This is a genomic window from Microbulbifer maximicatervae (SeqCode) (assembly GCF_052467955.1).
The window spans coordinates 1,747,053-1,771,003 of sequence record NZ_CP174329.1 but is presented as its reverse complement, the minus strand read 5'-3'; the positions used below and the strand labels follow the sequence as shown (position 1 = coordinate 1,771,003).

Annotated in this window: 23 protein-coding genes; 4 read left to right on the top strand and 19 right to left on the bottom strand. The window is 45.0% G+C overall.

From position 1 onward, the window contains the following. Positions 1–29: 29 nt before the first annotated feature. The 3 genes from ACJJI5_RS07485 to ACJJI5_RS07475 form a co-directional block, all read right to left on the bottom strand. Entirely contained in the window at positions 30–515 is a 486-nt protein-coding gene (locus ACJJI5_RS07485; RefSeq protein WP_445355904.1) for a regulatory protein RecX, read from the bottom strand. After that, positions 516–1,550 (bottom strand): recombinase RecA, encoded by a 1,035-nt coding sequence (gene recA / locus ACJJI5_RS07480; RefSeq protein ID WP_108735301.1) that lies wholly within the window; start codon positions 1,548–1,550, stop codon positions 516–518. Positions 1,551–1,724: 174 nt separating this feature from the next. Then, positions 1,725–2,237, bottom strand: coding sequence for a CinA family protein (locus tag ACJJI5_RS07475; RefSeq protein ID WP_445355903.1), 513 nt, complete (start codon positions 2,235–2,237; stop codon positions 1,725–1,727). A gap of 708 nt (positions 2,238–2,945) precedes the next feature. Here ACJJI5_RS07475 and ACJJI5_RS07470 point away from each other — a divergent pair. Further along, positions 2,946–4,979: a glycoside hydrolase family 16 protein gene (locus tag ACJJI5_RS07470; RefSeq protein ID WP_445355902.1), complete on the top strand. Its 2,034-nt coding sequence runs from the start codon at positions 2,946–2,948 to the stop codon at positions 4,977–4,979. Positions 4,980–5,496: 517 nt separating this feature from the next. Further along, positions 5,497–8,229 carry a discoidin domain-containing protein gene (locus tag ACJJI5_RS07465; protein WP_445355901.1) on the top strand — a complete coding sequence of 911 codons (2,733 nt, stop codon included), beginning with the start codon at positions 5,497–5,499 and terminating at the stop codon, positions 8,227–8,229. A 168-nt stretch (positions 8,230–8,397) separates the two neighbouring features. On the opposite strand, the gene ACJJI5_RS07460 is transcribed toward ACJJI5_RS07465, so the two are convergent. Further along, complete coding sequence (locus ACJJI5_RS07460; protein WP_445355900.1) at positions 8,398–8,832, bottom strand: GNAT family N-acetyltransferase; 435 nt, start codon at positions 8,830–8,832, stop codon at positions 8,398–8,400. Between the two features lie 31 nt (positions 8,833–8,863). Here ACJJI5_RS07460 and ACJJI5_RS07455 point away from each other — a divergent pair, with 31 nt between their 5' ends. Then, the gene (locus ACJJI5_RS07455; RefSeq protein ID WP_445355899.1) at positions 8,864–9,469 is read left to right on the top strand and encodes a tRNA-uridine aminocarboxypropyltransferase; all 606 of its coding nucleotides are present in this window, start codon (positions 8,864–8,866) and stop codon (positions 9,467–9,469) included. 42 nt (positions 9,470–9,511) lie between these two features. Here the strand turns inward: ACJJI5_RS07455 and ACJJI5_RS07450 are convergent, their stop codons facing one another. The 3 genes from ACJJI5_RS07450 to ACJJI5_RS07440 form a co-directional block, all read right to left on the bottom strand. After that, positions 9,512–10,282 (bottom strand): TSUP family transporter, encoded by a 771-nt coding sequence (locus ACJJI5_RS07450; RefSeq protein ID WP_445355898.1) that lies wholly within the window; start codon positions 10,280–10,282, stop codon positions 9,512–9,514. A gap of 3 nt (positions 10,283–10,285) precedes the next feature. After that, the gene (locus tag ACJJI5_RS07445) at positions 10,286–11,074 is read right to left on the bottom strand and encodes a TauD/TfdA family dioxygenase (protein WP_445355897.1); all 789 of its coding nucleotides are present in this window, start codon (positions 11,072–11,074) and stop codon (positions 10,286–10,288) included. A 140-nt stretch (positions 11,075–11,214) separates the two neighbouring features. Beyond that, positions 11,215–11,430: a hypothetical protein gene (locus tag ACJJI5_RS07440; RefSeq protein ID WP_445355896.1), complete on the bottom strand. Its 216-nt coding sequence runs from the start codon at positions 11,428–11,430 to the stop codon at positions 11,215–11,217. A gap of 193 nt (positions 11,431–11,623) precedes the next feature. Between ACJJI5_RS07440 and ACJJI5_RS07435 the strand changes: the two genes are divergently transcribed. After that, positions 11,624–12,292: a FecR family protein gene (locus tag ACJJI5_RS07435; protein WP_444958382.1), complete on the top strand. Its 669-nt coding sequence runs from the start codon at positions 11,624–11,626 to the stop codon at positions 12,290–12,292. A gap of 270 nt (positions 12,293–12,562) precedes the next feature. Here the strand turns inward: ACJJI5_RS07435 and ACJJI5_RS07430 are convergent, their stop codons facing one another. The 12 genes from ACJJI5_RS07430 to ACJJI5_RS07375 all read right to left on the bottom strand — a co-directional run bounded on the left by ACJJI5_RS07430 (position 12,563) and on the right by ACJJI5_RS07375 (position 23,898). Then, positions 12,563–14,503, bottom strand: a complete 1,941-nt coding sequence (locus tag ACJJI5_RS07430) for a hypothetical protein (RefSeq protein ID WP_445355895.1) — start codon at positions 14,501–14,503, stop codon at positions 12,563–12,565. A 259-nt stretch (positions 14,504–14,762) separates the two neighbouring features. Further along, a complete protein-coding gene (locus ACJJI5_RS07425) occupies positions 14,763–15,071 on the bottom strand; it encodes a macro domain-containing protein (protein ID WP_445355894.1) in 309 nt (102 codons plus the stop codon). Beyond that, positions 15,047–15,229 (bottom strand): hypothetical protein, encoded by a 183-nt coding sequence (locus tag ACJJI5_RS07420; protein WP_445355893.1) that lies wholly within the window; start codon positions 15,227–15,229, stop codon positions 15,047–15,049. Before ACJJI5_RS07420 ends, ACJJI5_RS07425 begins: the two co-directional genes overlap by 25 nt. Before the next feature lie 77 nt (positions 15,230–15,306). Then, the gene (locus ACJJI5_RS07415) at positions 15,307–16,239 is read right to left on the bottom strand and encodes a hypothetical protein (protein WP_445355892.1); all 933 of its coding nucleotides are present in this window, start codon (positions 16,237–16,239) and stop codon (positions 15,307–15,309) included. A 415-nt stretch (positions 16,240–16,654) separates the two neighbouring features. After that, entirely contained in the window at positions 16,655–16,774 is a 120-nt protein-coding gene (locus ACJJI5_RS07410; RefSeq protein WP_445355891.1) for a transposase, read from the bottom strand. Positions 16,775–16,962: 188 nt separating this feature from the next. Next, positions 16,963–17,232 carry an energy transducer TonB gene (locus ACJJI5_RS07405; RefSeq protein WP_445356306.1) on the bottom strand — a complete coding sequence of 90 codons (270 nt, stop codon included), beginning with the start codon at positions 17,230–17,232 and terminating at the stop codon, positions 16,963–16,965. 412 nt (positions 17,233–17,644) lie between these two features. Next, positions 17,645–18,004 carry a hypothetical protein gene (locus ACJJI5_RS07400; RefSeq protein ID WP_445355890.1) on the bottom strand — a complete coding sequence of 120 codons (360 nt, stop codon included), beginning with the start codon at positions 18,002–18,004 and terminating at the stop codon, positions 17,645–17,647. A 102-nt stretch (positions 18,005–18,106) separates the two neighbouring features. After that, a complete protein-coding gene (locus tag ACJJI5_RS07395; protein WP_445355889.1) occupies positions 18,107–18,559 on the bottom strand; it encodes a hypothetical protein in 453 nt (150 codons plus the stop codon). 319 nt (positions 18,560–18,878) lie between these two features. After that, a complete protein-coding gene (locus tag ACJJI5_RS07390; protein WP_445355888.1) occupies positions 18,879–19,352 on the bottom strand; it encodes a hypothetical protein in 474 nt (157 codons plus the stop codon). Between the two features lie 561 nt (positions 19,353–19,913). Beyond that, on the bottom strand, positions 19,914–21,470 hold the full coding sequence (locus ACJJI5_RS07385) for a transposase (protein WP_445354760.1): 1,557 nt from the start codon (positions 21,468–21,470) through the stop codon (positions 19,914–19,916). A 548-nt stretch (positions 21,471–22,018) separates the two neighbouring features. Next, positions 22,019–22,300 carry a hypothetical protein gene (locus ACJJI5_RS07380; protein ID WP_444933911.1) on the bottom strand — a complete coding sequence of 94 codons (282 nt, stop codon included), beginning with the start codon at positions 22,298–22,300 and terminating at the stop codon, positions 22,019–22,021. A 1,253-nt stretch (positions 22,301–23,553) separates the two neighbouring features. Continuing rightward, positions 23,554–23,898 carry a hypothetical protein gene (locus ACJJI5_RS07375; RefSeq protein WP_020411209.1) on the bottom strand — a complete coding sequence of 115 codons (345 nt, stop codon included), beginning with the start codon at positions 23,896–23,898 and terminating at the stop codon, positions 23,554–23,556. Between the last annotated feature and the right edge of the window lie 53 nt (positions 23,899–23,951).

The window sequence follows — 23,951 nt, the reverse complement described above, 5'->3', positions numbered from 1 at the left end:
TTCAGGCAGTAGTCAGAGTATAAGCCCGATTAATTGCCGTCCAGCGCCCAGCTAATCGCATCTGTGGGGAAGCCCCGGTAAGCCAGATATCGCTGGCGCCGCGCTCGCTCCTTCATCCACTGATCCCGTGGAAGCTCTGCGCTCATAGGGGCCCGGTATTTTCTCTGAAGCATTTCCGCAGCCAACTCAAACCAATCCACTTCCAACTGATCCAGTGCCTGGGCAATTAGTTCACCGCACACGCCGCGCTGCTGTAGCTCCTGGCGAATACGCATCGGCCCCTGACCGCGCTGGACACGGGAGCGGGCAAAAACTTCGGCAAAGCGTTGATCGGATTGATAGTTGAGTTCGTGTAGGCGCTCAAAAAGCGTGTCGAAATCGGCGCTGGGGAATTTTGCCGCGAGCTTTTGCCTCAATTCATGGCGGGAGTGCTCGCGGCGGGTCAACAGCTCAAGCGCCGCGCTGAAAAGCGCTTGAGCTGGATCAACGGAAAAATCCGCTTTTGAGTACGGCATTTACTCTTCCGGTAATTCCGCAGCCTCTTCAGGGGTCGCAGGCACTAAATCACCGAGCAGCTGCGCACGCAGCTGACCTTCAATCTCGTTGCGAATGTCGGGGTTATCGCGCAGGAACTTGGTAGCGTTCGCCTTGCCCTGGCCAATCTTGTCGCCCTTGTAGCTGTACCAAGCCCCAGCTTTATCCACCAGCCCCATCTTCACGCCGTAATCGACGATTTCACCAATCATGTTAATGCCTTCGCCATACATGATCTGGAACTCGGTCTGCTTAAACGGAGGAGCTACCTTGTTCTTAACCACTTTCACTCGGGTTTCGTTACCCACCACCTCATCGCCATCCTTAACGGAACCGATACGACGGATATCCAAGCGCACAGAAGAGTAGAACTTGAGGGCATTACCACCAGTGGTGGTTTCAGGGCTGCCGAACATAACACCGATCTTCATGCGGATCTGGTTGATAAAGATCGCCAGGGTGTTGGTGTTCTTGATATTACCAGTGAGCTTACGCAGAGCCTGGGACATCAAACGAGCCTGCAAGCCCACGTGGGAATCACCCATCTCACCTTCGATCTCAGCGCGCGGGGTCAGGGCCGCAACGGAGTCAACTACCAGCACATCAACGGCACCGGAGCGCACTAGCATATCGGCAACTTCCAGAGCCTGCTCACCGGTATCCGGCTGGGATACGATCAACTCATCGACGTTGACACCCAGTTTTTCAGCATAGATAGGGTCGAGGGCGTGCTCAGCATCCACGAAAGCACAAGTACCACCATTGCGCTGGGCCTCGGCAATCACCTGCAAGGTGAGAGTGGTTTTACCGGAGGATTCTGGTCCATAGATTTCAACGATACGGCCACGCGGCAAGCCGCCTATACCCAGGGCCACATCCAAGCCGAGGGAGCCGGTGGAGATCGCAGGAATACGCTCGCGCTCCTTGTCTCCCATACGCATCACAGTGCCTTTACCGAACTGACGTTCAATCTGAGATAGCGCCGCTTTTAGTGCCTTGTCTTTATTGGAATCCATGACCATTCCCGTATTTCTGAGCTGAATTGAGTGGTGGCAAGCTTAACGAAGGATTACTGTATAGGCAACCAGTAATTCCTCATACTGAGTACCAGCTTCAGGCTGAGCGAGCCACGCCTCAAAAAGAAGCCTGAAGCTGGGGCAAACGAACAAAGATTGACCCGGCGGACAGGTTCAAACCGGGTGCTCACGGACAACCTTTAACATTCCCTTCAGCGCCTCAACGACCGTCTGCGATTGCACCTCTGCCCGGTTACCACTGAACAGAAAACACTTCGCATCAATCTGCACTGGCTCTTGCCCCTCCGCATGGGCCCAGGCGATCCAAACTGTACCTACCGGCTTCTCGGCAGTGCCACCATCAGGCCCTGCGATACCACTGACCGCAACGGCGAGATTGGCATCCATCATCGCCAGAACCCCACAGGCCATCTGCCGGGCGACCGGCTCACTCACTGCTCCAAACTGCTTGAGATCATTGCTGTCGACACCCAGAACACCGTTCTTGATGCGATTCGCATAGCTCACGATCGATCCATCAAACCAACTCGAAGCACCCGCAACAGAGGTAATAGCCGCCGCAATCGCACCACCGGTGCAAGATTCTGCCGACGTCACACGCCAATCTCTCTTTTCCAGCTCCCCGCCCAACTCTCTGGCAAGCTCAGTTATCTCTCTGTATTCCACCGTTTCATCCTATTCAACCGCTCCTGGGCCACAACCAAATATTACAGCACAGAGTGGGCTCTTATTCTGGGTGCCGACCTGCAGCAAGCTTACAAATTCCATTTTAAGTAAGCTGCCCCATACCGAATATACAACCGCCCCTCAGTGGTGAAGCCGCAACCCCTTTAAAAACTCAATCCACGCCGGCTGCACACCGGCGCCGACACCAAAAGATAAACCTCACGCTGTCGAAGCGCTCGCAAGCGCCGCCAGCACTCTAGAAAATAAAACTACCTATGGGAGCCAAATTACCAATTCTAATTTCCGCCGCCGGCCCACCTTCAAATTAGAATTTAAATTTTAAAAAGGGTCTTAAATCAGCAAATAATTTCAAGCGGGCAATCCAATAAGCAACAACAAATTTAAAAATAAAAACGTAAACAATGTAAAAACACATTAATACACACTGGACGATTCTAATTTTAAAGCAGAAAAATTTTGTATATGCGATAAGTTGGACCAGTCTCACGATAAAGGGCCCGGGCTTTCCCTATGCAACAATCGGCTTTTTGTTAGTCTGTTACTGCTGTACTGAATATATAAATATCACAATAAAAAAGCAGATAAATCCCCAAGCCCAACAAGCATTAATCATCGTGGCAGATCACCGCCATTATAAAAATACAATGAAGTTGGCACCCCCATAGATAATTAAAGAAAGACAAAATCATGAATTTAAAAAAATCAGCGATCGCGGCTGCTATTGTAGGCGCTTGTGTGTCCTCACTTGCCAATTCAAAAACTTTGGTCTGGGAAGATAATTTCGACGGCGACAGTATTGATAAGTCCGTTTGGACTTACGATGTGGGCAACTCAGGCTGGGGTAACAATGAGCTGCAAACCTACACCGATGATAGCGCCAATGCCTATGTTGAAGATGGCAACCTTATTATTCAAGCACTGCAAAACGACGACGGCACTTTTACTTCCGCCCGCCTGAAATCCCTGGGTCGTATGACTTATAAATATGGCACCATTGAAGCCCGCATTAAATTACCTGACCTGGATGCCGGATTGTGGCCTGCCTTCTGGCAGCTGGGTGGCGACTACGGCCAAGTGGGCTGGCCCGCTTGCGGCGAACTGGATATTCTCGAGGCGGGTATGGCCGACGCTCTCAGTGCCGGCACGGTCAACTCAGAAGTTTCCGGCGCTTTCCATTGGTGGCATGAATCCGATGATTACACCGGCCAGGCAGACTACGGCCAATCGAAAAACCTTATTGATGACTTCGGCTCCAGCACTGACCTCACTGAGGACTACCATATTTTCGGTATGACCTGGACACCGGATAGCATCGTCATGTGGGTCGACGACGAAGCCAATGAAATTATTAGCATCGGCAGTGAAGACCCCGCATTTGACGAGTTCCGTCAACACCACTTCCTGATCCTGAACTTAGCGGTAGGTGGCGTCTTCCCAGAGATTTACGCTAACAGTGAAATCACCGCACCGATGCCCGCCAAAATGTATGTAGACTATGTTCGCATCTACGATAACGACGACAGCAGCTACAGCACAGAAATCTCCCTGGCTGAAGACACCGCCAAAACGGGTGATATCGGCGTATTTTCCGAGGGCAGCAACCTCTCCGAATCCTTGCAGCTTGGCACCGATACCGAGCTGTATGTCTGGAACCAAAACAGCATGTCAGCTACTGTCAGCGCCGAAGCTGCCGAGGGTGATGAAGCCCTGGAGTTTGATATTACCGCTGGTGAATGGTTCGGTATGGGTTTCTGGATGCACTATGACCTAAACCTAATGAACTACGAAAACGGTCATCTCAATTTCAAAATGAAAACCACCAGCAGCCAGACTATCGGCATTGGTATTTCCAGTACTGGTGGCGGAGATGCCTGGGTAGATCTGGTTGATGGTGATGGTACCTACGGCCTGGAGCGCGATGGCGAATGGCATCAGGTCAGTATCCCCCTGAGCAAACTGGGAGTGGACTTCAACACTATCAGTCAGGCATTTATGATTCGAGGTGATGCCGCCTCTGAAGATTTTGTTCTGTCCATTGACGACATCTACTTTAGCGAAAGTGTGGAAAAAACAGCCCCGACCGATGTCTTTTCTCTCTACACCGAAACTACAGAGGCCAATTCAACTTTCACACTGGGAACTGATGGCAACCTGTATATTTGGGGCGATACCCTGCTGGAGGCCACTCAAACCCCATTTGAAGGTGAAGAATCCCTCTCCTATTACTCCTCCGGGGCCGGCTGGTTTGGAATGGCATTTACTGCCGACAGCTACTACGATCTATCCGCTTTCGATAATGATACTGCAACGCTGAATTTCGCCCTGAAAACCAGCTCAGAAACCACCTTTAAGATTGGCATGAAGAGCGGTAGCGTCAGCGATATTGGCCAGCAGTGGATTGAATTTGCCAGCGGCTCCGATCCTTATGAATTCGCGCGGGATGGCGAGTGGCATCAGATATCAATCCCCGTTACTGATTTCAGTAGCGAGGTAGATATGTCAAATGTTATTCAGTTATTTGAACTACTGGGCGTCGATGGAGATATCAGCGATATTGAGATTGACGATATCTATTTCTCTGGCGGAAGCTCAGACAGCGATAGCAATGGCAACTGCCGTCCTCACTCTCACAAGTGCCACCCTCATCATAAAAGGCACAAGCATCGCCATGGAAACTGCACCCCACCTGCACGATGCGCACAGGGACCCCGTAGACATTAAAAATACAAGGGCGCCGCTAAATAGCAGCGCCCTTTTCTTTTTTACGCCACCCAATTTTTTCACCAGCATCAAAACCCGCCCTGTCTGCCGTCAGATATTATCTTTACAGATATGATCCTGTGTGAGGGAAAGCGCAACAACAATAAATCCAGATTAAATTTGCTTGCACTTTTGCCCAACACAGAAAGACCAAAAACAGAATTCCCGCACAAAACACTTGCAAACAAAAACACAAAAAGGAATTTATTTTCTTGTAAAAAAATTACAAGAAAATAATTTTTCAAGTGTATGCGATAAGCAGGACTACAACTGCGATAAGGGGGCCGGATTCGCTTTCCTGTGGAACAATCGTTTTGCTAGGCTTTGCCCGTGACCAGCACCTGTTTTCCGCGTGAATTTTAGGCAATTACAATTTAAGTAATCTGCATTCATTAAATCCACAAGTAACATTTGACTGAGTCACACCATTCCTATCAGGCGTTTTATTCTTATAAATAATTAACAACGAAAGAAAATTATGATTATTAAAAAATCAGCGATAGCCGCAGCTATTGTCGGCACCTTTGTGTCCTCAATAGCCAATGCAAAAACTTTGGTCTGGGAAGATAATTTTGACGGAGACACTATCGACACCTCCGTCTGGAGCTACGATGTTGGCAACTCCGGCTGGGGTAACAACGAATTACAAAATTATACCGATGACAGCGACAACGCTTATGTCGAAGACGGCAACCTGATTATTCAGGCCGTACAGGAAAGTGACGGCAGTTTTACTTCTGCTCGCCTAAAGTCTCTCGGGCGTCTGTCCTACAAATACGGAACCATTGAAGCTCGAATTAAATTGCCGGATTTGGATGCGGGACTATGGCCAGCATTCTGGCAACTGGGCAGCGACTACGGTCAAGCCGGCTGGCCAGCCTGTGGCGAACTGGATATTCTTGAAGCGGGTATGGCCGAGGCGCTAGAAGCCGGCGTCGTAAATTCTGAAATTTCCGGAGCCTTCCACTGGTGGCACGAGTCCGACGACTACACCGGGCAAGCAGATTATGGTGTATCGCAAAACCTGGTTGAGGACTTCGGTTCCAGCTCCGACCTCACCGAGGATTACCATATCTTCGGTATGACCTGGACGCCCGATAGCATCGTTATGTGGGTGGATGACGAATCCAACCAAATCGCAGCTTTGACGGATACCAGTGATTCCGCATTCGATGAATTTCGCCAGCATAACTTTTTAATTCTCAACCTGGCAGTTGGTGGCATCTTCCCGCAGATCTATGACAACAGCGAGATCACTGCCCCAATGCCCGCCAAGATGTATGTTGACTACGTACGTATCTACGACAACGATGACAGCAGCTACAGCACCGAGCTCTCACTGGCTGCCGATACCGCAAAAAGCGGCAATTTGGGCGTGTTCGGGGACAGCAGCGATATTTCCGAATCCCTGACGTTTGGAACTGATATCGAGCTCTACGTCTGGAACAATATGGAAAGCCAATCCAGCGTCGACGAGAGTGATGCCCTGGAGTTCCAAATCGATACCGGCGAATGGTATGGCATGGGTGTATGGATGCACTACGACCTGAATTTGATGAACTATCAAAATGGTCACCTGAACTTCCGCATGAAAACCACTAGCGAAGAGACTATCGGCATCGGTATTAACAGTACCAGCGGTGGTGAGTCCTGGGTGGACCTGAGCGTAGATGGCGATACTTTTGGCCTGGAGCGCGATGGGCAATGGCACGAGGTGAGTATCCCCCTGAGCAAATTTGGGGTGGACTACAACACCATTAGCCAGGCATTTATGGTACGCGGCGATGGGCCGTCAGAAGCCTTCACCCTGTCCATTGACGATATTTACTTTAGTGAGAGCGTTGAAAAAACCACACCAAGCGGCACCTTCTCTCTATACAGTGAAAACACCGAGGCCGACTCCAGTTTCGAACTGGGCACTGATGGCAATCTGTATATCTGGGGCGAAACCCTGATCGAGACTTCTCCTTCCCCCTACGAAGGCTCTGAATCCCTGTCCTACACCTCCGCAGGTGCTGGCTGGTTTGGTATGGCTTTCACTGCTGACTATTACTACGACATGTCAGCCTTCGACAACGATACCGCCACGCTCAATTTTGCTTTGAAAAGCAGCTCTACCACGACCTTTAAGATCGGCATGAAGAGCGGCAGCATTGACGATGTAGAACAAAAGTGGATTGACTTTGCCAATGGCGCCGATCCCTACGGTTTCGCACGGGATGGCCAGTGGCACCAGATCTCTATCCCCGTAAGCGACTTCAGTGACGAAGTAGACATGTCTAACGTGGTTCAACTATTCGAGCTTCTAGGCGTAGATGGAGAAATTAGCGATATCGAGATCGACAATATCTACTTCTCTGGCGGTACTGGCGGCAACGATGACTCCGGTGACGATTCCGATAGTGGAGGCGACGAGGACGACGGCGAAGGCTCTGGCGATAGCGGTGAAGCTGGCAGCCAGGACCTGATTGCACAGGCTACCGTCACCGCCAGCAACGAAATCCAGCCCATCGCAAATGCAGTTGATGATAACAGCAGCACCCGCTGGGAAAGCGCCCATGGCGGTGACTCAGTATGGGTACTACTGGACCTGGGTGAGGCAGAAGCTCTGAACACCCTGACAATCGACTGGGAAACAGCCAACGCTGCGACCTATGCGGTCCAAGGCAGTAACGACACTATTTCCTGGACCACACTGGCCAACTTTAGTGGTGGTAGCGCCGGAGAGAGAACCGATGAGCACTCCCTGAGTGGAAGCTATCGATATGTGCGCCTGTACTTCACTGAGCGCAGCACAAGCTATGGGTACTCCATCTGGGAACTGGGCTTAACTGGTGGCGACAGCCAAGCTTCAAGTATCTCTGCAACCTCTGAACTGCAAAGTGCTGAACTGGCAATCGACGGAGACAGTAGCACCCGCTGGGAGAGTGCCCACGGTGTGGACAATGTCAGCCTGACTTATGATCTCGGCTCTGTACAGTCCATTGGCACCCTCAATATCGACTGGGAAACTGCCAATGCGGCTGCCTACACTCTGCTCGGCAGTTCCGATGGCAGCAACTGGACAACTGTTGAGTCATTTTCCGGAATGGGAACTGGTGAACGCACCGACGCAATCACCGTAGAGGGAAACTACCGTTACCTGAAGATTGACTGCACCGAACGCAATACCGTGTACGGCTACTCCATTTGGGAGATTAGCACTTACTAATAGCAGCTGGTAGTAGCAACTCGGGCAGCACTTTTACAGTGCTGCCCTACCTATAATTTGTCCCCGAAGGAACTAAAATTCCAAAGCTAGAGGTGCTACACAACGTTGCACAGTAATTCTTTCTAATTCAAAGCCAACCTGAAAATAATAACCTTCCCAAGGCTAACGCTAACGGTAGACCATCGCCAGAATCGAGCGCCCCTGCTTTACGTAACTACGGAATAAATCCCCAACAGGGCCACTTAACTCATTCACTTCAACCCTCTCAAACCCCAAAGAGGAGTAAAAAGGCTCCAGGTGGTCGTAGGGAAATGTATAGGTATTACTATCAAAACGTTCAGCAAGGAGCGTCAACAGCTGCCTTGCAACACCCTGCCCTTGATGATTTGGTGCAACAGCAACTCCGGCCAGGAGCTTAAAGTTCTCATAGCGCCGCAAATAACCGCAGGCAATCACCTCCCCCCGTTCACCGCGTACTATCCCGCAGTCCTCATGGCGTTTGGCTTTGCCACGAAATCCATACATGCGATAAAATTTGTTCGCTAGCGGAATCTCTATATCTGCCAGCCACTGAACACTATTAGAAGGCTGCGTTTTCGCCATAAACCTGCCCCTGTACCCCTGAAGTAGAAAAATGCCCAGAGAGACCTGTAGCACCTGCCTGCGCCCGCCCAATGTCTGCTACTGCAGTGCGTTGGTGAGCTTGGCTAATACCATAAAAGTGGTGATCATACAGCACCCACAAGAAGAGAAGCACCCGTTCAATACCGGGCGTATGGCGAACCTGTGTTTAAATAACAGTGAAATGCTTATTTCTGAAACTCTTCCTAATCAACAGCTGGAAAGGCTACTCGATACACCCAGCGCTCTACTCTATCCGTCACTATCATGGCTACCCCAAACACCCCAATTAGCTGAAGGGAACAATACCCCTAGCCACCAGAATCAGCTGGAAAAGATTGAACAGCTAATTGTTATTGATGCGACTTGGAAAAAATCTAAAAAGATTCTTCACCTGAACCCCAAACTACAACAGCTTCCAAGAGTCAATCTCAGTGGGGACTTGAAATCCAACTATGCTATTCGGAAAACCACCGTTGCGGATGGTCTGTCTACCATTGAAAGTATTGCCTTGGCTATGGCTCAACTTGAAGATAAAAATGAGTATTCCAAGCTTCTGCAACCATTTGAAAAGATGATTAGCCTGCAACAGCAGAGCTATTCAGTAGAGCTAGCTTAGGGCATTTGGTTGTCACAGTCAGTGAGACCTCAAACAGAGAACCTAAACAATCGCACCATCAGGAAATACCAAATTAAAAATTCCCTGATAGGTCAGTACACACATAAAAATTGATAAGGCATATCGAATAATCGATCGATATCGCTCTTCATCAATCCTCGATTGAAGCTTAAATCCGATAATTAGTCCAAAATATGCAAATACGGTAATTGCAGATAGCGACATCAACTCCAAATCATCAAAACTCAAGTATACTGAAAGCACAGAAAGCTGTATCAGCTTGCCCATCAAGAAACAAATATTGGAAATAAGGATTACTTCCTTTGATGATCTGGCAACTTCCAATAAGTAAATCATCAGTAGAGGTGCAATCGCATTAGTCGCACCACCAATCACCCCAGCCAAGCCGCCCATAATGATAGGAAAAAATACTGGCAGACTGGAGAATTTGGACAGATAACCCCTTAAACGATTGGAAAACAGGTAAATCAAGATTGATACTGCCAGTAACAACTTGAGAATATCCGGATTTGCCCAGGTTAACAGCCATGTTCCGGTAAAGCTTCCAAGAGACACCAACAATATTACTAAACTATATTTGGGAAAATTAATCCTATAATCTCGACACTTATAAAGACTGGATATAATTACCAAAAGCGACGGCAAAATGGTTAACACCACTGCCGTTTTCAAATCATAAGCAAGTGCCAGAATAGGCGTCGCAAGCATTGGGAAACCAAATCCCAATGCTCCGTGAGCCATACCTGCTACCAAAATAAGCAACAACCCAACTATAACTATCTCTATGACCACCCGTTAAGCAACCCTCGATATAGCAGGCATATCAAAACGTATTCGTTTAAGGTGCCTTTTCCTATCTTTAATTCCTGTTCTTGCGTGAAGGTATCGTCGATTATCCAATAACAATATCTGATTATTATTCAACCTAACCTTAAACATATTATGTGGCAACGATATTTTTAACTCCAGCTCACGTAAAGCATCAAGCTCATCTGAAGAGCAATACTCACGCTCGATAATATCATACCTGTATCTGAAACCATGGCTCTCATCAATTAAAGATGCCTCTATAAACTCAGACGACTTGCGAAACTCTTCAGGAACACGCAGTTTAAACTTACTACTTGAAAGTACCTGGAAAGTTTTATCGGAGAGGCTCTCGATTATCCTGTCGGCACAGACAAGAATATTTTCTCCGCCTCCATGCATATCAGCGTGCACAACGAAGAGACCAAAGTAGCCAGGCATCTCCGATTCAAAAGCACCGTCATTGTGCAAAAAGAATTCTCTATCACTATGAGATATAGCCAATGCCTCATCGCCTGTCTCACCACCAATTCTCACATCCCAAACCGTTCGCCCCATAGAATCATGCTCATGCACCAACCCAATGGTATTGACAATATCCTCCATCACTTCAGCAGAATCATCAGAAAATTTGAGATGGATAAGCGCAATCCCTTTTTTAAACAAGGCTATCTTATAACTTTCATACTCTATGTCCGAACAGGACCCAAGTTCAAAGCAGCAGTAACTTGGGACTCTAAGTGGCATGGCATGCGATGAAAAATAGAGTGACGACATTTTCAGCTCCCTTGATGAACAATTCCTTTACGATTCCCACAATATGAACTTCTACCCACAAGATAAAAGGAGCAATCTTTATGCCAAATATCACACATGTACCAAACTCATACGTCTCCAACTTTAGTCCCTGATGGCGTCTAAAGCTCTTTTACATCGAAATAGTAAGTGTCCCCGTGGAAACTCTCTGAATCGCCTATCACAAAGTAACCCAGGCCCCCTAATAAGCCCCCTGTTTTTTCACAAAACAGCAACAATCCCCGGTTCAGGCCAAGATAACCTACCTCCAAACAGATAAAATTTATCGTAGTACGGAAAAACCACAGCGAAATATCTTTACCATTTAACAAAATCACAACAAATCCCCCTTAAAAAAGAAAAGAAAGCGTCGCAAGATAAGAGCCAGTATCGGAGACAAGCATGCCCTATTAATTCTCCAATTAGGTGGAATAATAAAAAGTCAGGCGCTAACCATAAAATATATAAAGCGAACTAAGGTCCCAGTTATAAGGACCAATTCTGCTTTCGAGCCAAGCCGAGGGGAAAAGTATGGAAGATTTAAAGACACGGGAGCCATTTAAATGCCGTTACCAAACAGCTCCCAAGGAAATATCTAAACAAACCCTCCCCGATGGCAGCCATATAAAGTTGAGCGCCACAACTAAAGTACTCGTCAATTATTCAGAGACACGCAGACGCATACGTCTATTAAATGGGGAGGCCCAAATAAGTATTTGTAAAGAGGTAACCTGGCCATTTATAGTAGAATCACGACAAGCATTGATCCGTACACATAAAGCCACTTTCAATATTGACCAGCGATATGGAGTAACAGAAGTCACTGTTCTCGAAGGGAATATCACTGTCAGCCCGATAAAACAAAATAAAAATCGCGCCGAAATAAAGAAAGGGGAGATGCTCAAAGTAACTGAGCACAACACCGGTGCAATCAAAGATTTTGAGGTTTCCAGCTATAAGGATTGGGGAAGTGGATTTACAAAGGCTGATAACATCAGATTAACAGAACTCCTAATATCGCTAAATCGCTTTACAAATACCCCACTTGTGACGAGAGACCAGAACACTAGTAGACTACTTGTTAGTGGAGTTTATGACCTGAATCATATAGAAGATACCGTCCTCTGTCTGAGCAAATTTTATAACCTGAAAGTCACAAAAGAAGAGTCTCACACAGTGCTAGAGTTGCTTCCAGAATAATAACCTAGCTTGTTAAATATCAACAAAAGTGGTCTTGTGTACCTAACAATAAAGATAAAACAGTACTTTTCTGTAATTCTACCAGCAAATACGGTCAATCTTAGGGGCTCAGTATTACTAAAAATACGTAATTTGCTAGCCTAGTACCCTCAGCTGGCAAGGGGTACCAGGAATTCTCTTTCTGGTCCAGAGACTCCGAACCTTGCCAGCTTTTTTTATCACTTTGCCTCAAAGTAAGTGACAGAAGAACCCAAGAAGAGGCTGTAAATCCTACTCAACCGTGTCCTTATCTTCTTGCCTCAAATAACCAGCCGCATTTTCATCTTGAGCTAATTGTCCCTGTTCTGTCATTGGCAGAGCACGACTTTGCTGATTAATAGCATGAATATTCGAAGTGTTTTCCAAGTCTCTGCTGCTTGTAATGGAGGCAATAGACTCTCTATCTTTCAAGAAACTAATTACGTCATCCCTGATTTCAGATAAGTCGCGTTCAGACTTATGCATTTCAAGTATATGCCTTGGATACTCCAAGTTTCTCATGCCAGATGCAGCAAATGTACTTGAGACAACCCTGGTTACTATCACCCAAGGCGTGATCGAACTTCTAACTAGTACATTTTCAGAACGAGTACTGTCATGTATTCCAGTGCCCGTTGAGATCTTAGATTCAGTGAATGTCCCTTCACATTTAAAATACACCAATAGTGACTCAAACTGCATCTCAGCAAAGAAGATATGTGCCGCATTGACTAACAAACGAGCAAATGTATTAAGAATAAATCCTATCAATAGCAGGTGAATTAGCGCCATACAGAGAGCGCCGCCTGCTGAAATATACTGTTCTAGCAGAGCTAAGCGGCCAACTTCCTCGTCTAAGGCGCCAAACTTCTGTTTAATGGCTGTAAGAGATTCCGGCTGAAAGAAGTGAATAACATCAATCAAAGAGTATGCCAGCCAAATAGCTAGCGCAGTAACAACGATATAAAGCGCATTACCTGCGAAAAGACTAATATCGCGAATCAGCCTGAATTTTTCACCCAAATCAACAGGACGAACCGTAGGTTGTACTTCCTGGATCATTTCCCCATTGAATGAACCTTTACCATCCACTTGCTCTTCAAGTTTTGGATCAAGCTCTCTGTAAATACGATTGGGCACTTCCTTATAACGACGATTTGCCATCACAAGGTTATCCAAGTTTATAAAGATTTCCTTCGGGTGAACCGATTCCTGCCAGTTATCCCTTAATTCAGAAACCTCAGTGACTGGGTTTGCTATTTCGCTTCTAAAGCGCAGCATATAGACAACAGCAAAACTACAAGCAGCGCCTACAAATATAACCCCAAGAATATACAAGAACGGGCTAAAGCTCGGTAAAGCCTCAGTCAATACACCGGACACACTGATTATTTCATCTAGGGAAGTAGTACCTTCCCCCTTAAAAGCCTCAACGCCTAAACTTAACCCCAATCCCAGTAACAGGGGCACCACAATCGAGAATAATATCGTTTTTGCAATACTTCCCCCCGTAAGGCTCGCTACACTTTTCTGGGCTTCCCGTGAAATACCTTTACTCGCAGAGTGCCATACAATCAATGTATAAAGTAAAGCGATGGCAGAGTACATCGGGAATAGCTTTTCTCCCATATCACCAGCAAAACCACTGAGACAAATAAAAGCGACAATGACATATGAGAGCAAGACAGTTAATGTACTTACCCATGCGCCAAACTGTGCCTGAGCCATATTTCGAATGGGGTATGGCATATAAAGCAATTTAGGGAAGATACTGTGTAATACCCGAGCCAAGAAGCCCTTAGGCTCTAGAAAGGTTGGATTCTTCCGGCCAACTAACATCTCTTCTAAGCCGGAAGCGGTATAAGCCACTTCATTTTTCTCTTCTGATGCCGTACTCGTTTCAGATTTAGAATGGTTAAAAGCTAATGATACGGGATGATTTCGACCAACAAAGAAGCGCAATAAGGCCAAAATGCCGCCTGATAGAGCCCTGATACCGCCGACCAGTAGAATTGCCCCCACTACGACAAGCACCCAACCACTTACGGGGTCCGACTTCACTTGGCCAGCAGCGATAAACAGCAAGATTAGGGCAACAAGAAACTGAACTCCCCCCCTAATTGCGGTAACCCGGCCTTCTTTCTTAAAAGGGTTCTTCAGGCCCAAATCAATCGAGCCGTAATCAAACGCCATAGAGTATCCCCTTAGTACTGGTACTTATGCTTAACGCCTTAATCTGCTAAAAGAAGATGTACTTCTCAACTCAATGCAGCTTAAGGCTTTCCTGACTATTTTTCACTCACTTTCTATAAAGATACTTGCTATGCACTAGTAAGCTAATTGCAGCCCTCTATGTGTTGTATGTATTTCTGTATAACTGGGTATTCTTGAAGGCTTGGATAAGGAGTTATAGGCTGCTCGCATATGGCCTGTACAACGCCTAGCCGATAAGTTACCTATACCTGTTCCCACATAGAATCGAGTTAATTCTCTCCGGGGAGTTTGATCTGTTAAATGGCTGCACAGAGTTTAAGATTGCTCGAAAAACGTAATATGCATTTAGCGTATTGGAAACATCTTCCGGCACTCGCATAGTTGGAGCTGATATTAAATATGGCCAATTTTCATGAGAGGTAGGTACTAATACAGCTGATCCTATCGGGAATTCACCATGAAAGTCGGATTTGATCCGTGCTTGCACCCGATCCTCTACTTGAAAACCGAGCCTATCCCTAATTAGCAAATCCAACCCACCATCCATAATTCCGAAGCTATTAGCAGGGCTAACCATTGCGTCAACTGGCTTGGAAAAAAATCACCCTCGAAAACGCCTACAATTTCAATATCTTCAAATACTGGACTCCAAGCTTCCACAAGCTCCTTGGATTTATCAATTAAGTAGATTTTATCTGGCAGCATAGGCAGAACCTAATGTTAAATAACACTCATATCATATTTAGAAAACATCATACATGAGCCTACTATCATGAACCCAACTAAAGTCCCTCACTCATTGTTTCACGACATAATCTTACATACTTATCAGCTTTACAATGAATATATTTATCATCACTGTTTTTTAAAAGAGAAACCAAATCAATAGAAGTATATTTAAACCCAACTGGCCGGCCAATTTCATCGATTAATTTGTTACACAGTACGGCAATACAAGATAATCTAACCCAAAGAATTGGTGTATCCTTGAGACAAAACCCAGACATGACATCAACAAGGGGCGAAAGTTTATTCACAAAATCAACATTCACAAGCTCGTCAGAAAATTCTGAAAAAGACATACATCGCATTATTGACTGACCTTCGTGAACAACTAGAGCATTACCAATATTCGACAGTACATCAAAAAATATATGTTCTTTTTGTGTTTTCCAATTAGCCTTAGGGTGATGGCAAATAACTTTTGAGCCAGACAGCATAACAAACAAAGCTTTCTTAAATTCTAGTAACTTAATCGATGAATCATCTACAGCGAAATCAGCATACGCGACCTTGCTTTCTATAAGCTCTGCAAGACAGAGAAGTCTAGCCAAACGATATATGGTACTTTTACCATAGTGCCCACCCAAATTAATACTATATGGATTTCTTGGCATCTCTGATACCCTGACTTTAAAGTCTCGAGCAGCCAACAAAAGCTGAAATTTTAATGGCCCAATAGCGTGATAAAGACGAGCCCTGGCCTCAAAATTATACTTAATATCTGCGTCATGCTGTTTTAAATATAGTTCAACATCTTTCCTAACCTGACCATCTTGCTCACCTTTAAATGCATCAAGTGATTTTTCAAGCTTAACCCTATGGACTTGCAAATCTTTTTTAAGCCGATGAGAAACAAGTAATTTTGTTAGCCAGACAGCAGTAAAAGAAGAAACCCCCAATGAAGAAATAAATGTAACTATGTCTACTTCCATGACTCAATATTTCCATACTTAATCTAACTAAAGATGCTACCGACGGTAGCATATATCTTATCTTTTATGCTGACCATCAGAGCTTATCATTCATTGTGATAATAAAAAGTCAATAAATCCACAAAGGCCCTTCCAGGCATACCAAAGTGAAAATTTTATCCATTGAAAATCTTTAAACTCTAAGTAGTATAATAACTGATATACCGAGTGTATCAGGTATACCGTTGTACTCTCTTCGTGAATCATATAGGATAGAGGACTTTATCAAGGTAACGTTACCTCTTAGCGAACGTTAAATACGTCCTTTTTATTAGTAAACCTCAGCTATTTATCACTTCGAATATTCAATATGATCCATGCCATTGAATTACACATCAAATAGCCTCTTAAAATAAACTTGCCAGATACAATTTTGCTACACGCTGACGCCTAGCTCTCGCGCCACAGAAGCCGTTGTTGCTCCAGGCTTTTCCGCTCTCTTAACTGCTTCTCTACGGAACTCCTCCGTATACGCCTGAGTTCTTTTCTTACCCATGATACACCTCCGTGTTAGGCCTAAACCTAACTATACAGGGTGTCTACTAAACGTGGGTAAGTCTTACATTTAACGCCGCAATCAGATGCGGCTTATTTTGTGTGTTTTTTGCTCAAAAATGGGAGCGCAGCGACCGTGCAAGAAGTACACAAAGTAAAACGTCGACTGCATTGCTTTGTTATGTGAACTTAATTCACCGACTCTTCCGGAATTCCAAAGTTTACTCTACTTCTAACGCCAGTTACCTCATAGGCTTTGCCATCAATTACTCGTGGTAAATACTTGTCATTAGAAACGGAAAACAAAGCAGTTCTATCAAAAATACCAGCTGGTTTAGATTCGATAACTATGGCATCTTTAACTTCGCCATTTATTCCAATCGTAAATTCAACTAATACATATCCCTCAATCTTCTTTTCTAGCGCATCTCTGGGATAGTATTCTTTACTTTTTTGGATTAACCAGAAATCTCCGTCAATTAACTTGTTATCTCCTTGAAACTTTTTATATTTTCCTGAATATATAGATTCCTGATAGACATTAAGAACAGTTAGGTAAGAGTCTTGCTCTTCCTCTGGACTTTTGCTGCCTCTAATTGCTGTTTAGCTTCAGCTACTCTACCAAAATGGAGGTAGCACCTTACTCTATGTATTTGATGCCAGGTGCTCTCCTGCTCTTTTCGTTTCTCGCTGCAGGCTACATCTCTTGTGTGCTCCATGTTTTCTTGAGTTGCACAAGAAGAAATTAGGATTAAAAGTATAAATTGCAGGAGAACTTTCATTCTAAGACTACTTCAACGCATAACGGCGCGCGCCTTTCGCGCGTCTAGTGGAGGCTGTTTTTCGGCCGAAACGGTGTTTGAGTACCTTGTTATGAGCTGCATATATCAATACCCTTTTTCCTAAGATAGGTGATGAGATGATAGTTATATGCTTCTGCATAAACTGGCGCAATTACTTGATACTTTCTTTCTGCGAAGCTATCTATTACGTCGTCAATCTTTAAATACCTAACATTGTTGCCGTATTCGCAGCTCTTATCAATGAGAGGAACTTCGTTTAGAAGCATGCCCGTAAGGCCAATCAGCCGTAAATCACCATTATCAGCTGCAGAGATAGCCTCGCTCTCTGGATTGGCGTGTAAAATCCAGTCAAAACCCCCTCGGTAATTCTCGGGGCTTGTACAAGACGCCATTAATAAAGCTATAAAAATTACTCTAAAAACACTCATACTTTGAGAGGCTCATAACGTCGCAATAACCGGCGCGTGTTAGCGCATCCAGCGGAGGCCGCTTGCGGCCGCAGCATAGTTAATTGCTTTAATATATTTTACTCACAATTTCTCAAGGACTGAGTAGCCATCATTATCTAGAGTCAGCGAATAACCTCCAATAAAGTCTGCTGCAGCAATTGCCCTAACTGATGATATTGAAACACCAATACTTGAATAGTATTTTTTTATAGCCGCATAGTTACGATTATTTACCTTAGTCTGGCAGTCAGTTTCTGTTATGCCGCACTCGTCAGAATCATGCATGATCATTACAGTTCTTCCATCCTCACTTCCAGCGATACGCATCTTGCTACCTTCAATGGATACAACTCTAGTAGCGCCACTAATGATGTTACAGTCCTTGGATACACCAAAACTTGAACATCCTGCTGTTGCGCCATTGATAGGATCACTATTTCGAGCATCCTCCACGGATAGGCTCTTAACTGCTTGAACATTCACACATGCGGTAAGAACCATTCCAACTACTGATACGAACAATATTTTTTTCATTTTTAAAAACTCCATTACTTGAAACTAAATATAACGAGAGTGTAGAAAATTCATCCCTCTTTTCGTACTGTGCTTCTACGTGAAAAATAGCCTGTTCATCAGTTAAAGCTAGATCAGAATTCACGTAAAATCACCATTAGCCGTCAATATTTGATCACACCTAAGAAAACAAAGACATAAATTAGTTTTTCTACAGCCTGAACGCCGCGTTCAGGGGCGACCAAAGCGGCGCACCGCCTTGTGTATAATGTGAGCGCAGCGAATTACACAAAAAAGGTGCATAGCTTTGGGAGTCCACTGCAACGCCTTGTTAGCAATTTTATCCAGGCATGCAGTAATTGTCATAAGAGTCCAACCACTGTTGCGTGATTTTCTGACGCTCGACATTAGTACAAACGACCATGTTTTGATCAATTTGTGTAATAGCGATAACAAAGCCCATTTCATTTTTTGGGAGATACTCAATAGCTGGAGTTATCACATGCTCACCAATTGAACTAAACAATTCTTCTTTGGAGTTTACTTCGCCAGGAATAACACTATTGGGGTTGCAAGTAAGAAATGTTCTCTCTACTTCAGATTTACGATCAAATACAAAGCCCGAATAACTACAAGAAATACCCTTCTGTTGTGCATTCGCAATGTAACCGGATACAGCAACTTGCCGCTCATCAGGGGAGAACAAAGATGGTATTTTTGAAGCAGCATAACCCAAGCCTACCAGCACCAAGATAATTAAAAGGGCATAATTTTCGAACTTTTGCCACTTGGTTTTTCCCATTGACACATTCATAAAAACTCCAAATTACTTATTATTGCTAACGAAAATAGATATGCGGAACCGTTAAGAAAGTTGGCAGTGCCTTTGCGCAAGCAAAGGGAATGACAACTTTTAGGTTTCCGCATAATCGGGTTGTTATTTGTTGCTCGTGGCACTGTGTACAAATTCACTACAAATATCTTTCTTTTGTTTTCTACCACGATTCGGAGAGAGAAACTAGCAGCACTAGGTTCGCGGCCTTGCTTCGAAGCGGCTGCGCCGTCCGCATTAACTTCGTTATGCGAGCGTCGCTGAAGCTTCGAAGCTTACATGAAGGTCGAACCGTTGACTATGGGCTTTCCCGCCAATACTGTTTTTTTATACAGCAAACTAATAATTACCTGCTATCCTTTATTGAACCCCCGCAAAACTGGAGCGAGTGACCAATAACGAGGCTGTAGAAAAACAGTTTTAGAAAAAGCTGCCAATCCTCAGGCTCCTCTAATTAAAATTTCGGGCTAAATTTAGCTATACCACCAAATTTCTTTCATTGTATTAAATTTAGGCGTCTTGACGCCCTTAATTCATCCTCAATCAGTGAATACTGCCATATCTCATCAACTTTTCAATGTTATGTACCAAGCAGAACATCCGCCATTGTCCCTGAACCTTACTTTTTCCTCGTAGCGAGAAGCGATTTAATCGCTTGTTGGTACCGATGTTCCCAAACACAGGCTCAACAACAGACATTCGATGCCCATAAATGGTCTTGCCTTCGATACTATCAACCCGCTTTTTCATCCAGTCAGTGGCTGTCCGTCCGTTTGTCCAAGTTAGGGATACTTGCCTTCCATGTCCTTTTCGAGAGTCGGCAGAATCTGGATTTCGCATGCACTGATTTTTAAGGCTGCATTTCCTGCAGTCAGTAAGGCGCCCTTCGAACATTAGTTTTTTCTTACCTTCACTGACATGCTCTTCTTTTAACAAGAGCATGGTTTTTTCTGCTGGACAGATGCAGGTTTTCTTTTTCTTGTTGAATGTAAATTCACTAGCAGGGATAGTCTGCTGGACATTAGCCCCACCTTTTTGTTTGCGCTTGCCATGCTTGGTTTTTTGCTTAGCAAAAGCTTTATCACGCGAACGGAATTTATTGTCAGGTATGTAGGCATTGATGCCGTTCTCTCGCAGGTAGCTGTAGTTAGCGTCGTTAGAGAACCCAGTATCAGCAGTAATGATGACCTGTTTGGCCAAGATGTCTTCATCTATTCCTATATGCTGATAATGGCAACTGATGCCATCGAGAATAGGCTTCAGTGTATGATGTTCTTGCCCCTCACCAAAGGCCTGTGCTTCAACGACTATCTGATGCTTCCTATCAACTGCGGCAACACCGTTATAGCCCTGGATGGTTCCCTTGCTGGTAGTCATCTTGGCTGATTCATTGTCCGTGATATTACTTTTTACCTCTTTAGGGTTTTTACCTTGCCCCATTCTGGGAGAGTGATTCTTTAAGAACTGATCAATTTTATCAAAGTGTTTCTGCAGAGTATCAGCCGCTTTAGCTACTGCTTGCTTTCGTTCTTTTTCTTTAGGTTTCCTGCCATCAAGCCTCTTATGCTCTTTGAGGCAATGTTTGATCTTCTTGCGAATTTTTTCCTGCTTCTGTTCTAGCTCTTTAAAAGTCCCCGAATGTTCTTTGCTGGCATTGGATGGCATCTTGCACCCATCTATTGCAAAAAGTTCGTTGCCAAGCAGCCCCTGCTGATCGCAGACCAGTAACACTTGCTCAAACACCGACTCAATCGCATCAGGATAACTGCTTACAAAACTTGCAATACTAGTAAAATGCGGAACGGTATCGCATGACAGTGCTTTGAAGAGGATATTTTTCTCACATTGCCATTGAATTTCACGGCTTGAGGTAATGCCTTTTGAGTAAGCAAACAATATGATTTTCAGGAGGATAGCTGGATCATAAGCTGTTCGTCCGCCGCTATCATTTTGATATTTTTTATGGAAGACAGAGAGGTCGATATGGTCATCAATCAAATGATGAAGTGTAAACTCAAAGGTTTCAGGTTGTAGTTGTTCTTCGAAATTGATGACGACCATTGCATCTTGGTTGTAATCGTAACGTTTGAAATTGGGCATATGGATAATCTCGACATCAAGACCTCCATTTTAACAAAAAAGCTACCTTCTAAGAGTTTTTCTACGGCCTGAACGCCCAAAGCAGCGGCGCGCGTTAGCGCGTCCAGCCCGCAGGGCGATGCTGCCTTTGCTTGTTAAATGCATATTACTCCCAGCCTAACTCGGAATATGTTTTTTTATCTTCTTCGGGATAGTCACTTTTGTACTCTCCCCATCCCATGTACGCATAGTACTTTGTCATTGCTTCGAAATATGATGAAGCCTCACATATCCATGTAAGTTTTGCTCCGGGCTCTAGCAAATTGCGTGCACTGTCACCAAGGGGGCCAGCTAGGCAAAAGGTCTGCGAATTTTCATCTTCTATCCAAAGTTCGTGTTTCATAGTTCTTGTGAGCATTTAACGCTGCTAGCAGGGGCGGCCGGAGCGGAGCGTAGGTCGTCCAGCCCAGCCCCGAAGGGGATGGGCGATCCTGCCTAGCCTAGTTATGGCTGGCGCGATCAGCACTACCTACCTGCACTCTGCCCGCCATTCTTGGTGCAGCGTCTTGTCATGTCTTCTTGGTTACTGACTCAATAGCTCTGGTGTGGGCCAGCTTGGCTATCAGGCTTGAAATATATACGCACCACGCTGAGATCAAAATATACGCCAAGTATTCAAGAAGAAAAAATGGAAATTCCCTTTTCATGCCTGGAGAAGATTCAGTGGCGTGCTTGTATAAACTAATAAATTCTTGAAAGTGAGTGTATGCATAACTACCACCTAAAAACGCTATTCCGAGAGCGATAGAGGCTAGAGTCGCCCACGCCATAAATATAATCCATTTTTTCATTTTTTATACTCACTAAACAGAACATAACGAAAATAGATATGCGGAACCGTTAAGAAAGTTGGCAGTGCCTTTGCGCAAGCAAAGGGAATGACAACTTTTAGGTTTCCGCATAATCGGGTTGTTATTTGTTGCTCGTGGCACTGTGTACAAATTCACTACAAATATCTTTCTTTTGTTTTCTACCACGATTCGGAGAGAGAAACTAGCAGCACTAGGTTCGCGGCCTTGCTTCGAAGCGGCTGCGCCGTCCGCATTAACTTCGTTATGCGAGCGTCGCTGAAGCTTCGAAGCTTACATGAAGGTCGAACCGTTGACTATGGGCTTTCCCGCCAATACTGTTTTTTTATACAGCAAACTAATAATTACCTGCTATCCTTTATTGAACCCCCGCAAAACTGGAGCGAGTGACCAATAACGCCCGGCTCATCGGCGAGCGAAGCGAGTCCGGTGGAGGCCGCAGGCCGGAACGAAATGCAGCCGCTTGTTAAGCTCTGGGGCCATTGTACCTTGACTCATTAATAGACCAGATTACACCAGCCAAAAGATACCCAAAAGCCAAACTACCTATTAATGACCATAATGTATCCATAGTGAGAATGGATTGATTATTGATTATCTGCCTCGATAGAAATCCGTTAACAAATAGAAAACAACCGCCCCCAAGCACACCTCTAGTTAAAGCAAAATGAAACGATCCTTTAGATCGAATTCTTTCCCATCTTTCATTAGGCTTCATTAGGCTTCATTAGGCTTCATTATTGATCCGTAAATTCTTGGTGCTTAACGAAAATAGATATGCGGAACCGTTAAGAAAGTTGGCAGTGCCTTTGCGCAAGCAAAGGGAATGACAACTTTTAGGTTTCCGCATAATCGGGTTGTTATTTGTTGCTCGTGGCACTGTGTACAAATTCACTACAAATATCTTTCTTTTGTTTTCTACCACGATTCGGAGAGAGAAACTAGCAGCACTAGGTTCGCGGCCTTGCTTCGAAGCGGCTGCGCCGTCCGCATTAACTTCGTTATGCGAGCGTCGCTGAAGCTTCGAAGCTTACATGAAGGTCGAACCGTTGACTATGGGCTTTCCCGCCAATACTGTTTTTTTATACAGCAAACTAATAATTACCTGCTATCCTTTATTGAACCCCCGCAAAACTGGAGCGAGTGACCAATAACGCCTCAATAACCCGCAGCTGAAACATAGCGAAGCGGCGTGTAAGCTGTCGGGCGCCGAAGGCGCGTAGTTAATTGACTTGTTATGAGCTTCGGTACTCACCTATCACCTCGATTTTCCCAACAATATTTTTATTAAGATCTTCCAGATCTTCAGCCGGCACCCACCATTCGGTATGTGACTTAGCACCCACGCATTTTATGGGGTATTTTTCCATGAAGGACTTAACTACCTCAAATTTGGTTACGTAACCTGCACCGAAATCGGTGATATTCCACTGTGTTAAGGCAATGGCATACTCTTCATTTGTAACCGGATAAAAAATTGGCTGTTCTGGCAAACGAGGTGGCCATTTCTTATAGCCTGATTCCTTAACCAGTTCTAACTCTTTTTCGCCGGTTGGCCTATAGCAAGTGACTGTCTCCATGCTTTAAATCTCAATACTCATAACAGTTAATTCAAAAGAAGCGTCTTTATATC

Excerpts from the sequence above, each read along its gene's own strand:
- ACJJI5_RS07485 (WP_445355904.1), bottom strand. The coding sequence starts at position 515 with ATGCCGTACTCAAAAGCGGATTTTTCCGTTGATCCAGCTCAAGCGCTT.
- recA (WP_108735301.1), bottom strand. The coding sequence starts at position 1,550 with ATGGATTCCAATAAAGACAAGGCACTAAAAGCGGCGCTATCTCAGATT.
- ACJJI5_RS07470 (WP_445355902.1), top strand. The coding sequence starts at position 2,946 with ATGAATTTAAAAAAATCAGCGATCGCGGCTGCTATTGTAGGCGCTTGT.
- ACJJI5_RS07465 (WP_445355901.1), top strand. The coding sequence starts at position 5,497 with ATGATTATTAAAAAATCAGCGATAGCCGCAGCTATTGTCGGCACCTTT.
- ACJJI5_RS07460 (WP_445355900.1), bottom strand. The coding sequence starts at position 8,832 with ATGGCGAAAACGCAGCCTTCTAATAGTGTTCAGTGGCTGGCAGATATA.
- ACJJI5_RS07455 (WP_445355899.1), top strand. The coding sequence starts at position 8,864 with ATGCCCAGAGAGACCTGTAGCACCTGCCTGCGCCCGCCCAATGTCTGC.
- ACJJI5_RS07445 (WP_445355897.1), bottom strand. The coding sequence starts at position 11,074 with ATGTCGTCACTCTATTTTTCATCGCATGCCATGCCACTTAGAGTCCCA.
- ACJJI5_RS07435 (WP_444958382.1), top strand. The coding sequence starts at position 11,624 with ATGGAAGATTTAAAGACACGGGAGCCATTTAAATGCCGTTACCAAACA.
- ACJJI5_RS07430 (WP_445355895.1), bottom strand. The coding sequence starts at position 14,503 with ATGGCGTTTGATTACGGCTCGATTGATTTGGGCCTGAAGAACCCTTTT.
- ACJJI5_RS07425 (WP_445355894.1), bottom strand. The coding sequence starts at position 15,071 with ATGGATGGTGGGTTGGATTTGCTAATTAGGGATAGGCTCGGTTTTCAA.
- ACJJI5_RS07420 (WP_445355893.1), bottom strand. The coding sequence starts at position 15,229 with ATGCTGCCAGATAAAATCTACTTAATTGATAAATCCAAGGAGCTTGTG.
- ACJJI5_RS07415 (WP_445355892.1), bottom strand. The coding sequence starts at position 16,239 with ATGGAAGTAGACATAGTTACATTTATTTCTTCATTGGGGGTTTCTTCT.
- ACJJI5_RS07410 (WP_445355891.1), bottom strand. The coding sequence starts at position 16,774 with ATGGGTAAGAAAAGAACTCAGGCGTATACGGAGGAGTTCCGTAGAGAA.
- ACJJI5_RS07400 (WP_445355890.1), bottom strand. The coding sequence starts at position 18,004 with ATGAGTGTTTTTAGAGTAATTTTTATAGCTTTATTAATGGCGTCTTGT.
- ACJJI5_RS07395 (WP_445355889.1), bottom strand. The coding sequence starts at position 18,559 with ATGAAAAAAATATTGTTCGTATCAGTAGTTGGAATGGTTCTTACCGCA.
- ACJJI5_RS07390 (WP_445355888.1), bottom strand. The coding sequence starts at position 19,352 with ATGAATGTGTCAATGGGAAAAACCAAGTGGCAAAAGTTCGAAAATTAT.
- ACJJI5_RS07385 (WP_445354760.1), bottom strand. The coding sequence starts at position 21,470 with ATGCCCAATTTCAAACGTTACGATTACAACCAAGATGCAATGGTCGTC.
- ACJJI5_RS07380 (WP_444933911.1), bottom strand. The coding sequence starts at position 22,300 with ATGAAAAAATGGATTATATTTATGGCGTGGGCGACTCTAGCCTCTATC.
- ACJJI5_RS07375 (WP_020411209.1), bottom strand. The coding sequence starts at position 23,898 with ATGGAGACAGTCACTTGCTATAGGCCAACCGGCGAAAAAGAGTTAGAA.